The sequence below is a fragment of the Donghicola mangrovi genome (genome assembly GCF_013377535.1).
Taxonomy (GTDB): Bacteria; Pseudomonadota; Alphaproteobacteria; order Rhodobacterales; family Rhodobacteraceae; genus Donghicola; species Donghicola mangrovi.
This window is the reverse complement of record NZ_JABCJE010000001.1, coordinates 411,541-424,126: the sequence shown is the minus strand read 5'-3', so window position 1 is coordinate 424,126 and position 12,586 is coordinate 411,541. Positions and strand designations below refer to the sequence as shown.

Annotated in this window: 13 protein-coding genes and 3 tRNA genes; 9 read left to right on the top strand and 7 right to left on the bottom strand. The window is 60.7% G+C overall.

Annotated elements, in window-relative coordinates; translation table 11 throughout:
- Positions 1 to 46 precede the first annotated feature (46 nt).
- Both HJ536_RS02255 and HJ536_RS02250 read left to right on the top strand, forming a co-directional pair.
- Positions 47 to 122, top strand: a tRNA-Lys gene (locus HJ536_RS02255).
- A gap of 150 nt (positions 123 to 272) precedes the next feature.
- A tRNA-Lys gene (locus HJ536_RS02250) sits at positions 273 to 348 on the top strand.
- A gap of 12 nt (positions 349 to 360) precedes the next feature.
- Here HJ536_RS02250 and HJ536_RS02245 read toward each other — a convergent pair.
- The 4 genes from HJ536_RS02245 to HJ536_RS02230 form a co-directional block, all read right to left on the bottom strand.
- The gene (locus HJ536_RS02245; RefSeq protein WP_177156511.1) at positions 361 to 1,026 is read right to left on the bottom strand and encodes a DNA-3-methyladenine glycosylase I; all 666 of its coding nucleotides are present in this window, start codon (positions 1,024 to 1,026) and stop codon (positions 361 to 363) included.
- A 79-nt stretch (positions 1,027 to 1,105) separates the two neighbouring features.
- Entirely contained in the window at positions 1,106 to 2,614 is a 1,509-nt protein-coding gene (gene amaB, locus HJ536_RS02240; RefSeq protein WP_177156510.1) for an L-piperidine-6-carboxylate dehydrogenase, read from the bottom strand.
- A gap of 45 nt (positions 2,615 to 2,659) precedes the next feature.
- Positions 2,660 to 4,045 carry a 2-oxoadipate dioxygenase/decarboxylase HglS gene (gene hglS, locus HJ536_RS02235; protein ID WP_177156509.1) on the bottom strand — a complete coding sequence of 462 codons (1,386 nt, stop codon included), beginning with the start codon at positions 4,043 to 4,045 and terminating at the stop codon, positions 2,660 to 2,662.
- A 387-nt stretch (positions 4,046 to 4,432) separates the two neighbouring features.
- Positions 4,433 to 5,458, bottom strand: a complete 1,026-nt coding sequence (locus HJ536_RS02230) for a LacI family DNA-binding transcriptional regulator (RefSeq protein WP_177156508.1) — start codon at positions 5,456 to 5,458, stop codon at positions 4,433 to 4,435.
- 113 nt (positions 5,459 to 5,571) lie between these two features.
- On the opposite strand from HJ536_RS02230, the gene HJ536_RS02225 reads away from it, so the two are divergent.
- The 3 genes from HJ536_RS02225 to HJ536_RS02215 all read left to right on the top strand — a co-directional run bounded on the left by HJ536_RS02225 (position 5,572) and on the right by HJ536_RS02215 (position 7,371).
- A tRNA-Arg gene (locus HJ536_RS02225) sits at positions 5,572 to 5,648 on the top strand.
- A gap of 123 nt (positions 5,649 to 5,771) precedes the next feature.
- Positions 5,772 to 6,989: an acyl-CoA dehydrogenase gene (locus HJ536_RS02220; RefSeq protein WP_177156507.1), complete on the top strand. Its 1,218-nt coding sequence runs from the start codon at positions 5,772 to 5,774 to the stop codon at positions 6,987 to 6,989.
- Positions 6,990 to 7,101: 112 nt separating this feature from the next.
- Complete coding sequence (locus HJ536_RS02215; protein WP_177156506.1) at positions 7,102 to 7,371, top strand: hypothetical protein; 270 nt, start codon at positions 7,102 to 7,104, stop codon at positions 7,369 to 7,371.
- Here HJ536_RS02215 and HJ536_RS02210 read toward each other — a convergent pair.
- Positions 7,368 to 8,054: a winged helix-turn-helix domain-containing protein gene (locus tag HJ536_RS02210; protein ID WP_338081953.1), complete on the bottom strand. Its 687-nt coding sequence runs from the start codon at positions 8,052 to 8,054 to the stop codon at positions 7,368 to 7,370. The genes HJ536_RS02215 and HJ536_RS02210 overlap by 4 nt on opposite strands.
- Positions 8,032 to 8,310: a hypothetical protein gene (locus tag HJ536_RS02205; protein WP_176852646.1), complete on the bottom strand. Its 279-nt coding sequence runs from the start codon at positions 8,308 to 8,310 to the stop codon at positions 8,032 to 8,034. Before HJ536_RS02205 ends, HJ536_RS02210 begins: the two co-directional genes overlap by 23 nt.
- Positions 8,311 to 8,469: 159 nt before the next feature.
- On the opposite strand from HJ536_RS02205, the gene HJ536_RS02200 reads away from it, so the two are divergent.
- From HJ536_RS02200 to HJ536_RS02185, 4 genes are all read left to right on the top strand, one after another.
- The gene (locus tag HJ536_RS02200; protein WP_177156505.1) at positions 8,470 to 9,036 is read left to right on the top strand and encodes a hypothetical protein; all 567 of its coding nucleotides are present in this window, start codon (positions 8,470 to 8,472) and stop codon (positions 9,034 to 9,036) included.
- Between the two features lie 97 nt (positions 9,037 to 9,133).
- A complete protein-coding gene (locus HJ536_RS02195; RefSeq protein ID WP_177156504.1) occupies positions 9,134 to 9,775 on the top strand; it encodes a ribonuclease HII in 642 nt (213 codons plus the stop codon).
- 90 nt (positions 9,776 to 9,865) lie between these two features.
- A complete protein-coding gene (locus HJ536_RS02190) occupies positions 9,866 to 10,981 on the top strand; it encodes a site-specific DNA-methyltransferase (protein ID WP_176852649.1) in 1,116 nt (371 codons plus the stop codon).
- Between the two features lie 111 nt (positions 10,982 to 11,092).
- On the top strand, positions 11,093 to 11,422 hold the full coding sequence (locus HJ536_RS02185; protein ID WP_228028330.1) for a potassium channel family protein: 330 nt from the start codon (positions 11,093 to 11,095) through the stop codon (positions 11,420 to 11,422).
- Here HJ536_RS02185 and HJ536_RS02180 read toward each other — a convergent pair.
- The gene (locus HJ536_RS02180; RefSeq protein WP_177156503.1) at positions 11,419 to 12,552 is read right to left on the bottom strand and encodes an alkane 1-monooxygenase; all 1,134 of its coding nucleotides are present in this window, start codon (positions 12,550 to 12,552) and stop codon (positions 11,419 to 11,421) included. The two genes, HJ536_RS02185 and HJ536_RS02180, sit on opposite strands and share 4 nt — an antisense overlap.
- Positions 12,553 to 12,586: the final 34 nt, after the last annotated feature.

The following is a 12,586-nucleotide window of genomic DNA, read 5'->3' as shown; positions in this document are numbered from 1 at the left end:
TCTATTGACCGCCCCGCCGGAACCCCCTAGAGGAGGCCCCCTAAGTGGGCCGTTAGCTCAGTTGGTAGAGCAACTGACTTTTAATCAGTGGGTCGCAGGTTCGAATCCTGCACGGCTCACCACTTACCTCCAAGACATCACTGTTTTCCCGTTTTTATCAACGGGTTCGGTGTGTCTTTCGCCCACTGCGGGCATCCCCGAAAAAGAGTTCAGTTTTTTCCGATTATGCGCTTGACCCCCGTGCGCCTACCCCTTAGAGGAACGCCTCAAGTGGGCCGTTAGCTCAGTTGGTAGAGCAACTGACTTTTAATCAGTGGGTCGCAGGTTCGAATCCTGCACGGCTCACCACTTACCAAGAAATCAAACACTGAACGCCAATATCTGGCTGATCTGCGTCATGCCGCGCGCCGATTGCTGCGACCAGGTTTTGAACGCCTGTTGCACCGCCGCCAGATCCCGTTTCGATGTCGGTTGTTTCGGGACGATACCCTCGGCCACCAGCCGTGCCACCACGTCCGTTGACAGTATATATGTGTCGCGCCCCATCCACCGCAGGAAGCGCTGCCCTGTGGCCGCCCCCAGCCGCGCGCCTTGCTTGGCGATCAGTTGGTGCAGGCTGTGCAGGTCGTCGTTCGGCCAGTCCGCAAAGAATCGCGCGGCGCTGCCGTGGTCGCGGCTCAGATCAGACAGAAAGCGCGCGTTGTCGATGACAGCGGCGATCTTGGCCCCGTTGCGCACGATTCGTTTGTCCGACAGCAGGCGGTCCATGTCCTCGTCGTGGTAAAAGGCCACGCGGCCCACGTCGAACCCGTCAAACGCGGCTTCGAAGCCCTCCCACTTCGAATCGATGACCTTCCAGTTGAAGCCCGCCTGAAACAGGCAGCGCGCCATCATGGACAGCCAGCGGTCATCGGGAATCGCGGTTAATTCTGCGGGGGACTTGGGGCAGGAGAGCAGGGCCTCCAGCGCCTCTGGGCCGCCTTTGCGGTCTGCGGCGATGGCGTAGATGTCGTCGAATGCGCGCATGATGGTCCCCCTTTCCCGCAGGGTAGGGGAGCCGCGCCCACACGCCAAAGGAAAAGGGCGCCCGAAGGCGCCCCCATCATCAGATGTCGAACTTCACGCCCTGCGCCAGCGGCAGCTCGCGCGAGTAGTTGATCGTGTTTGTCGCGCGGCGCATGTAGCCCTTCCAAGCGTCCGAGCCGGATTCGCGGCCGCCGCCGGTTTCCTTCTCGCCACCAAAGGCCCCGCCGATTTCCGCGCCAGAGGTGCCGATGTTCACGTTGGCGATGCCGCAGTCGCTGCCCGCCGCCGACAGGAACATCTCTGATTCCCGCAGGTCCGTGGTGAAGATGGTCGAGGACAGGCCAGCTGCGACGGCGTTGTGCGCCTCGATCGCGTCTTCGAAGTTGGTGTATTTGACCACGTACAGGATGGGGGCAAAGGTTTCCTCCATCATCGGGCCGCACTGGCTGGGCATTTCTACGATGGCCGGGCGGGCGTAATAGGCGTTTTCCGCGCCCGTATCCACGCGGCCCCCGCCGTGGACGGTGCCACCGGCAGCTTTGGCCTCGGCCAGTGATTTCTCCATGTTGTCAAAGGCCGCCTTGTCGATCAGCGGGCCGACCAAGGCGCTGGTTTCCAGCGGATTGCCGACGCTGACGGATTCGAAGGCTTTGATCAGGCGGGGGACCAGATCGTCGTAAACGGTTTCATGGACAAACAGGCGGCGCTGGGTGGTGCAGCGTTGGCCTGCGGTGCCCATCGCGCCGAATGCGACCGCGCGCAGGGTCATGTCCAGATCAGCCGAGGGGCAGACGATCCCGCCGTTGTTCCCGCCAAGCTCGAGGATGCAGCGACCAAAACGCGCCGCCACTTTGGGGGCGACGATGCGGCCCATGCGGGTCGAGCCAGTGGCCGAGATCAGCGCGACATCGGGGCTTTCGACCAGTGCGTTGCCCACATCGGCGCCGCCGATCAGGACTTGGGTCAGACCTTCGGGCGCGTCACCAAAGCGGGCCAGAGCGCGCTTCAAGATCGCGTCGCAGGCCAGCGCGGTCAGGGGCGATTTTTCAGACGGTTTCCACACGACCGAGTTGCCGCAGACCAGCGCCAGTGCGGTGTTCCACGACCAGACCGCCACGGGGAAGTTGAAGGCCGAGATTACGCCGACCACACCAAGCGGGTGCCACTGCTCCATCATGCGGTGACCGGGGCGCTCAGTCGCGATGGTCAGGCCATAGAGCTGACGGGACAGGCCCACAGCGAAATCGCAGATGTCGATCATCTCTTGCACTTCGCCTAGGCCCTCGGACGGGATCTTGCCCGCCTCGATCGACACCAGACGGCCCAGATCATCCTTGGCGGCGCGCAGTTCCTCGCCGAACAGGCGGACCAGTTCGCCGCGGCGCGGGGCGGGGACCATGCGCCATGCTTTGAACGCTTGCTTGGCGGTGGCGATGGCGGCGGTCGCAGCCTCAACAGTGGCTTCGGGCAGGGCGCCCGTCTGCTCGCCGGTGACGGGGCTGTAGCTGGCCAGCGTGCCACCGGTGTAGGCGGCCTGATCTACGCCGAGTTTCGACAGAATCTCTGCGGCAGCGTTGGAAAGGGTCATTCTTGCTCTCTTCTGTTGGGCCTTCGGAGGGGAAGGGGTGGCGCGTCACTCTGCGGCGGCGGCGCCGGTGGTCAAAATGGTAACGCAGCGGATGCGGGACTGGTCCTCGATCTGCTGGTAGTGGTCGAATTCGTTCAGAACGGTCGCGCCAAGGTCGGTCTCGAACCGCTGCTGGTTGGGGCTGGCGGTGAATTCTTGGGCCGAGTCGTCGCCTAGGTTCGATTGGAAGATACCAGCGGCGCTGACGGGCAGGAAATCTTCGTAAACGATGGGGTCGATGCGCAGGTAACCGGCGGCAAGCAGGGCCTCGGGGTCGGTCTCGGTGATCTGGCCAGCGGTGCCTTTGCCGGTCAGGGACCATTCGAAGTAACCCAGACCCTGTTCGCGGATGGCGGTCAGATCGTCGGGGAATGCGGCAAAGGTGTCTTGCAGCGCAGTCATGTAGGCATCGGCGTTCGAGCCGTCCCCTGCGGGCAGGCATTTCTGGCGCGTCTCGGTCAGAAGCTGGTCATAGAGGGCGCGGCCCTTGGGAGTCAGGGCCTGACCGCGGGCTTCAATCTCTCCGAACCGTGCGGTGTGCGAACCGGGGATGCCGTCGAAATTCACTGCTTCGGACAGGGCTTTGAAGCTGGTTTGACGCAGCAAAATGGGGTGTTCGCGGCGCGGGGGGCCTTCGACGACGGCTTTGGGCGCGATGCCGTATTCGGGCATGAGGTCCTGTACGCGGTCGATGTCCAGCGTGCGCGGCGTCAGGTGGTTGATGTGCGGCCCGCGGAAGGACACCACGTCAGCAATCAGGCGGTGCGCATCATGGAGTTGCTTGTAAAGGTCGGCGCTGACATTCGCCTCGGGGTGCCAGCGGAAGGTTTCCAAGGCTTCGGCCACAAACTCATCAGCCTCGGCTTCGGTCAGGCCGCCGTTTTGCTCGGCCAGATCGATCAGCTCCAGACAGCGGGGGGTGTAGATCTGCCGGGCGTCCAGAACGGTTTGGGCCGTTTCGCGCAGGTCTGCGTCCTCGATCAGGTCCAGACGCAGGAGCGAAGTGAAGACGCGGAACGGGTTGCGGCGCAGGGCGGCCTCGCCCACGGGGCGAAAGGCGGTGGAATGCACGGGCACGCCGGCTTCGGTCAGGTCATAGTAGCCAACGGGCGCCATCCCCATCACCGCAAAAAGGCGGCGCATGGTAGACAGCTCTGCGGGTGTGCCAAGGCGGATCGCACCGTGGCGTTCCTCGGAGATGCGGGCCAGTTGATCGGTGTTTTCCAGATCGGCCTTGAGGCCCGCATTTGCCGCCAGAACTCCGTCATTCACGTCCGACACGATCTGCATCAGCGTCCCGTAGGCGGGCACCTCGGTGCGATACATCGCGGACATCGCTGCGGAAAAGCGGCTGCGGATGTCATCGGGGTGGGCAAAGCGGGGATCGGTCATAGCAAACCTCTATCTGCGGCAGGTCATTTGGAATGGCCTAGCATGGCAGAGAGGCAGAATGTTGTGACGCCTTGGCTCGACCTTATTCCTGTTCGGAATGATCAAGGCTTTGCGGGCCATTGTCACGGACTGTTTCGGGATAGGGGGGGCAGAAATGAAAATGACCCGACACGATGGTCGGGCCATTCCTAAACTTACTGAAGCCGCTCTTGCTTCAATAACCAGTCACTCGATAACGGTAACAGAAAACTCGGTACTGGATCGTCTTACACTCGACGATCTTGCAAACCTGTATATGCGGGATTCTTTCCAAAGTCTATAATACCTTCGGAGCAGTATTGGTAAGGTGACCTAACGTAATGCAAAGGTTTTTGCACTTTTGTCGTGTTAGTACCTTTTGAGCGTATCGCCAAACGAGATTTTCGGCGTCAGTTCAACGATTCTCTCCGGATCGGGTGCATCCGCGTCGTTCCGCGCTGCAATGATTTCTGCGGCTTTGCGGCCGATATCCTTGCGGCAGGCGTCCATTGTGGCCAAGCGGCGCGGCAAACCGTCCAGCAGTTCGACCCCGTTAAAGCCTGCCAAACCGATCTGGCCAGGGATGTCGATGCCCTGTTCCAGCAGCCACAACATGCCGCCCGCACCGATCATATCGTTAGAGTAATAGATGAAGTCGAGGTCGGGGGTGCGCTCCAGAATCTCCTGGGTCATCTCGCGACCCTTAAGCAGGGCTGACCCGCCCGAGTAGAATTCCTGATCCGCGATTTCGATTCCTGCCTTTGCCAGGGCTTCGGTGAACCCTTCAAAGCGCTTTCGGGCCCGGTGATCCATCGGCATCTTGGTGCCAAGGAAGCCAATCCGGCTGTATCCCTGCTTGATAATGGCCTGCGCCATCTCGCGGCCAGCGCGGCGGTGCGAGATGCCAACCATGCTATCCACGCATTTTCCGTCCACATCCATGATCTCGACCACCGGAATTCCTGCGGCGACCAGCATCGCGCGGGCGGCGTCCGAGTGCTCCAGACCTGCGATGATCATCCCCGAGGGACGCCACGACAGCATCTCGTAGAGAACGCGTTCTTCGGTTTCGGGGTTATAGTCGGTGACCCCAACCACCGGTTGCAGATCGGTCTGGCTGAGGACTTCGCTAATGCCGGTCATGACATTCGGGAACACCATGTTCGACAGGCTGGGAATGACCACGCCCACCAGATTAACCCGTTGGCTGGCAAGCGCGCCTGCGATCTTGTTCGGAACATACCCCAGTTCCCGTGCGGCCTTCAGAACCCGTTCGCGGGTGGCTTCGGAAACATCGCCACGGTTGCGCAGCACGCGGCTGACAGTCATTTCGGAGACGCCGGAAGCTTCGGAAACATCACGCAGGGTAAGCGGGCGCGTCGGGGTATTGGTCATGGCCGTTCCGTATGTTGAATTCCCCTCATCTTTCCCCCTCGCGGCCTCGGTGTCCAGTGCGAACCAATCAGGGTTGCGCAACCCCGCCGTTTTGGCGACAAGAGGGCGCGCGTGGCCCCGTGGCTCAACAGGATAGAGCAGCCCCCTCCTAAGGGGCAGGTTACTGGTTCGAATCCAGTCGGGGTCACCATGTGTTTTCCGCCCGTCATCACCTCATGAGAAATCGGTAGGCGCCCGGGCTATGTCACACTGGACAAAGTGGTGCGCGCAGGACAGCTTACTGACCAGTTGTTCAATTCACGGGGGGACACCGATGACCGAAGCCACTCTGAAACCCAAGGATTCGCCGTCGCTGGCCTCTTTTGACTGGGCCGATGCGCTGCTCTTGGAAACCCAGCTGACCGAAGAGGAACGGATGCTGCGGGACGGGGCCCATGCCTTTGCGCAGGACCGGTTGCAGCCTCGCGTCGTGGCGGCTTTCGAGGAAGAGCGTGTGGAGCCCGAGATTTTCCGCGAAATGGGGCAGGCCGGTTTGTTGGGCGCGACCTTGCCCGAGGAATACGGCGGTCTGGGGGCGTCCTATGTGTCCTACGGCTTGATCGCGCGTGAAGTGGAGCGTGTGGACTCAGGCTATCGCAGCATGATGTCGGTGCAGTCCTCGCTGGTGATCTACCCGATCTACGCCTACGGCACCGAGGAACAGCGCCGCAAATACCTGCCCGGTCTGTGCAGTGGCGAGTTGATCGGTTGTTTTGGTCTGACCGAGCCTGACGCGGGCAGTGACCCCGCCGGCATGAAAACCCGCGCTGAGAAAACCGCGAATGGCTACCGCCTGACGGGGTCCAAGATGTGGATCTCGAACAGCCCGATCGCCGATGTCTTCGTCGTTTGGGCGAAATCCGAGGCCCATGGCGGCAAGATCAAAGGTTTTGTTCTGGAAAAAGGCACGCCCGGCCTGTCCGCCCCCAAGATCGGGAACAAGCTGTCTCTGCGTGCCAGCGTCACCGGCGAGATCGTTCTGGATGGCGTTGAGGTCGGCGAGGATGCTTTGCTGCCGAATGTCGAGGGGCTGAAGGGGCCGTTCGGCTGCCTGAACCGTGCGCGTTACGGGATTGCTTGGGGGGTGATGGGGGCCGCAGAGTTCTGCTGGCACGCCGCCCGCCAATACGGTCTGGATCGCAAACAGTTCGACCGGCCCATCGCGCAGACCCAGCTGTTCCAGAAGAAACTGGCGGATATGCAGACCGAAATCACCCTTGGCCTGCAGGCCGCGCTACAGGTGGGCCGCCTGATGGACGACGCCAAAGCCGCGCCCGAGATGATCAGCCTGATCAAACGCAACAACTGCGGCAAGGCCCTCGATATCGCCCGCCACGCCCGCGACATGCACGGCGGCAACGGGATCAGCGGCGAGTTTCAAGTGATCCGCCACATGATCAACCTCGAGACGGTGAACACCTATGAAGGCACCCACGACGTGCACGCGCTGATCCTTGGGCGGGCGCAGACGGGGCTTCAGGCGTTTTTCTGAGGGGCTGTTTTACGTGTGCAGGGTGCCGTTTATATGCTGCGCCCTGTACGTCACCCTCGCCGTATGTTCGCGGTTCCAGGGGTATTTGTTCTGCAAGATTTGAGGGAAGGGCTTGAGCAAGCTCAGTGAGAAAATAGTGGAAGCCGGCCATTGGAAAAACGAGCGGCTGAAAATTAAGAACCAGCTCTGGTTCATCCCTGAACGGTACTTCGGCAAGCCCACGACCAGACTTGGTCGGGTCTTTCTGTGGACCTATCGCCTTGTGTTCGCTTGGCTGATGATGAAGTTGTTTTTTATGTTGTCAGACGAAATGCAGCCCTACGGAGGGCTGCGTCAGGTGCTAGAGGAATACGGGCTCAAGTTCGGGCGTTTCCGCGACTAACGCACGTCGATCGCGTCCTTGGCCACTGACAACATGTAGCCCCGACGTGCGATGCTGCGGACCAGCAGTTCGCTGACCATCTGGTTGCCCAACGCATCGCGCAGGCGCTTGATTCTGGTGGCGCCCGCGGCCTCTTCGCAGTCGGCGGAGGGTTTGCCACTGATCATGCCTTCGATCTCGGAGCCGGACAGGATGTCGTCGTCCATGCGCGCCTCGGCCAGAACGGACAGGGTTTCGATGGCCGCAGGGGTCAGTTTGAAGCCCATGTCGTTCAGGTAAACCATGTTCTCGTTCCGCTGGATCACCAACGAGCGCACCTGAATGCCGGATCGTTCGACCTGTGCCATGCGGCGGCCCATCGTGGTAAGAAGGACCAGAAACACCAGCGCCGACAGCAGCATCGCGCAGGAAAATACCAGCAGCACAAAGATCACCATCCGGTAACTGGCCAGCGTGTCCGAGAACGCGGTGCCGGACTGGGCCAGAATCTCCAAAAGCTTCAGATCGGCGCGGCCCGTCAGGGTGTCGTTCTCGATAAAGATCCGCTCGACCTGCGCGTTGAATGCGTTCGCGTCGGGCAGGTTCAGAATCAGGAACCACGCCGCGACCGCCAGAATGGCGATCACGATACCCAGACCGATCCAGACGATCCGGTTCCCTTTAGTAGCGAAGGAAGAAATCACCCGCGGCGCCCTTGCGTTGTTCCAGACCAGATTCGTCGAACGTGCCAACGATGCTCAGCAACGTCCAGCCGTCTCGCTGGAGCTTGGGCGCAAGTTTGCTTGCGGCGTTCTGCTTGGTGCATTCGCCAGAGACCTGCGTCACGCCATAGGCCAGTCGCAGGGGATTGTCTTTCTTGGCCTTGTAGTCGGCATAGCACGCCGCCTGAGCAGGGACGGCCAGGGCCAGAAGCCCGAGGGCGAGGATGATGTGTTTCATGGCACCAAACTGCCCGATCCGCCGCGTGTTATGCAATAACAATGGCGTCACGGGGTGTCGTTATTCGATATCAACCCGATGATATTGCTAGACTTTCGAGGTTGGCTCCAGATTGGCCCCATCAAGACACGGCCAAACGCCCCTAACGGAGACGAACCCATGAAACAGATGCGCAAAGCCCTGAGCACCCTGACCCTTTCGGTCGCCCTGTTGACCGCTGGTGCTGTGCACCCCGTCCAAGCCGCCGAGAATGATCAGGCCCTCCGGACGCTGGCGGGAATCGCGGCGCTGGCCGGTATCGCGCTGGCGGTAAATAACGCCAACCGCGCGAACGAGGCCGAAGAGCAGGCCCAGAAGTACAAAGAGAAGTACAAGAACGAGCGCGACCAGCACACCCAGTACCAGCCCTATCCGGTGCACGACCGGTGGCAGCAGCCCGCGCCCCAGCGTTGGGACTATATCCAGCCGCCCGCGCACCATTCGCAGCGCCCCCAGTACCAGCAGCCCCAGCGCTCCAAGGCGCTGCCGCGCAGCTGCCTGAAGGTGGTCGATAGCCCCCGCGGCGATCAGGTCATCTACGGTCTGAGCTGTCTGGACAACGCTGGCGTGCGCCTGCGCGATCTGCCGAACGAATGCTTCCGCTCGGTCCGGATCAAGGACGGCAACGTCCGTGGATACGAGCCCCGTTGCCTAAGCAAGAACGGGGTCGAGTTGTCACGCCGCTGATCCCCCTTCCATTGGTGTGACGACCGGACTGGCGGGCCTTCAGGTCCGCCATTTTTTGTGCTTGCGGGGTTTCGGGGGCAGGGGCCACATGCGTCCCATGACAGAGAAAGCCTATCCCGACGATTCCTTCGAACGCGCTGCGATGGCGCGCGGTTTGATTCCCGTAGCTGGCGTGGACGAGGTGGGTCGCGGCCCGCTGGCCGGTCCCGTGGTGGCGGCCGCTGTGATTCTGAACCCCGACGACATTCCCGAGGGTCTGAATGATTCCAAGAAGCTGACCGCCAAACGCCGCGCCGCGATTCTGGACGTGATTCTGGAAAAGGCCGAGTGGGGCATCGGAATCGCCTCGGTGCAGGAGATTGACGAGATCAACATCTTGCAGGCCAGCTTCCTTGCCATGCGCCGCGCGGTCGAAGCCTTGCCCCGTAAACCGGCCCATCTATTAATTGACGGCAACAAAATACCGCCTGAACTCAATGGCTTCTCGGAGTGCATCGTTAAAGGGGACAGCCGGTCGGTTTCGATCGCGGCGGCTTCTATCATTGCGAAAGAACACCGCGATGCCATCATGCGTGACCTTGCGCAGCAGTTCCCCGGCTACGGCTGGGAGAAGAATGCAGGCTATGGTTCCAAGGCTCACATGGATGCACTTACGGTTTTGGGCGCAACAGAGCACCATAGGCGTACCTTCAAACCTATCCACAATATCTTGTATCAAGGCAAAAACTTAACTTCCTGATTCAAAAAAGAAATTGACCTACCCTCAGGTTTCCCACATTTTTATCCACAACTAGAGCGCAACAAGCGCCACGGTTAGAGGCAGATAAAAATGACAAAGAATCTCCACAAGGACGCGCGGTGCGCGCTTCCTAGGAACACTATTTTGGGCGGCGACTGCATCGAGTTGATGAACTCCCTTCCCGAAAACAGTGTCGACCTGATCTTTGCGGATCCCCCGTATAACCTGCAATTGCGTGGTGAGCTGAGCCGCCCCGACAACAGCAAGGTAGACGCGGTTGACGATCATTGGGACCAGTTTGACAGCTTCCAAGCGTATGATGAATTTACGCGTGGTTGGCTCGCTGCGGCCCGCCGTCTGCTGAAGCCGAATGGCGCCATCTGGGTCATCGGCAGCTATCACAACATTTTCCGCGTTGGTGCGGCGCTCCAGAACACCGGTTACTGGATCCTGAACGACGTGGTTTGGCGCAAGTCGAACCCCATGCCGAACTTCCGCGGCAAACGTCTGACCAACGCCCACGAAACCATGATCTGGGCCTCGAAATCCGAGGGCGCCAAGTACACCTTCAACTACGAGGCCCTGAAGGCCCTGAACGAAGGCGTGCAAATGCGTTCCGACTGGGTTCTGCCCATCTGCACCGGCCACGAACGTCTGAAGGACGTTGATGGCAACAAGGCGCACCCCACCCAGAAGCCCCAGAGCCTGCTGCACCGCGTGATCGTCGGCAGCACCAATCCGGGCGACGTTATTCTGGACCCGTTCTTTGGCACCGGCACCACCGGCGCTGTTGCCAAGATGCTTGGCCGTGACTTCATCGGGATCGAGCGCGAAGAAACCTATCGCGCCATCGCCGAAGAGCGCATCGCCCAAGTCAAACCCTTCGACAAGACCGCCCTCGAGGTGTCCACGTCGAAGCGCGCAGCCCCCCGTGTTCCGTTCGGCCAAGTGGTCGAGCGTGGCATGCTCCAGCCCGGCGACGAGCTGTATTCGGCGGGCAACCGCTACAAGGCGATTGTCCGTGCGGATGGCACTCTGGTCGGCAAGGATTTCAAGGGCTCGATCCATCAGGTCGGCGCGCATTACGAAGGTGCTCCCAGCTGCAACGGCTGGACTTACTGGCACTTCAAGCGTGACGGCCAGATCATTCCGATCGATGTGCTGCGCCAGCAAATCCGCGCCGAAATGGAAGGCCGGACCAACTAACCTCTAACAAGCAACTCCAGTTGCCTGCGACCGCGTTCCTTTGTCAGACGCGGTCTCAACTTCGCCCCGCTGGTAATCCCATTCGCGGCGGGGCGCTTTTTCGGGGCGATGATGCAGCTTTTGAATGCCTACATCCGCCTGCTTCGGGCCATCTACGAAGCGTTCACACACCAACTGGTTCTGGCATTGTTTTCCGTGAACCTGCTTTTGGTGTCGATTGCCTCTGTTATCTACATGCACATCGAAGGCTGGGGATTTATCCAAGCCCTTTATTTCTCGGTCATCACGATTTCCACCGTCGGCTACGGTGATCTGGTGCCGGTCACGCCTGCGGGCAAGCTATTCACATCCGGCTACATCTTTATCGGCGCGGGGTTCTTCTTCCTCGCCGTTGGCGCGTTCGCCGAAGACGTCATCAAATATATCCGCGAGCACCGTTAACGGGGCAGGGGGTTCTGCCCTTTGTTATAGGGCTTCCAGTCCTCGATCTCGGGGTAATACTTGGCCCGCCATTCCCGCACTTTGGGATTCATCACCCGCCGCCAATAGCTGGGGATCATCGCGCCCATCGTCATGAGCGGGTACCCGTGGGGCAGCTGCGGGGCCTCATCCTCGGAATAGTTCTGCAGCAGGGGGAAGCGCCGGTCGGGTTTGTAATGGTGGTCCGAATGACGCTGCAGGTTGATCAGCAGCCAGTTCGTCCCCTTGTGCGAGGCATTCCAGCTGTGGTGCGGTTTGACGTGCTCGTACTTGCCGTCCCCCAGATGTTTGCGGGTCAGGCCGTAGTGTTCCACATAGTTCACCACTTCCAGCTGCCAGATCGCGATGAACGCTTGGTACAGGAACAGGCCAAGCCCCGCCCATCCGCCGATCACGAACGCCAGCACCAACATTGCCGCCTGCAGCGCCCAATAGCGCCAGAAGGGATTGGATTGGTGGGTCCACGGCAGGTCTCGGCGGGACAGCATCGCCTTTTCCGCCTTAAACGACGACACCAGAGATTCGCGCAGCACGCGGGGGAAGAACCGGTGGAAGCCCTCGTTATAGCGGGCAGTGACGGGGTCTTTGGGTGTGCCGACATAGATGTGGTGAACGCGCAGGTGTTCGCTGCGGAAGTGCGAGTACATCACCATCGCCAGTAGGATATCCCCGAGCCACCGTTCCTTGGCGTTTTTCTGGTGCATCAGCTCGTGGGAATAGGTGATCCCGATGGTCCCCGTAATCACCCCGACGCCAAAGAACATCAGAATGCTTTCCAGCGTGTTCAGGTGATCGGCGCGGGTGACGTACCAGATCATCCCGAACAGGGTCGCGAATTGCAGGGGCGGCCACATGACGGTGATCGCGCGGTACCAGAACAGGTCCGATTCGGGCGTGTCGGGATCGGCGTTGTCCGTTTCCAGCCCGCCCACGGCGTCCAGAACGCTGAACATATACCACGTCACGATCGGCATCAGCAGAATCGCCAAGCCCCCCGTGACCGCGCAGAACCATGCCAGCGGCAGCAGCAGCGCCGGCAGCCAAAAGGGCAGGGCGCGGGAAAAACGGGACACTTGTACTGCGGGAATCATGGTCGGCTCCTCGGACGGTTCCTCGCAGCCTAAG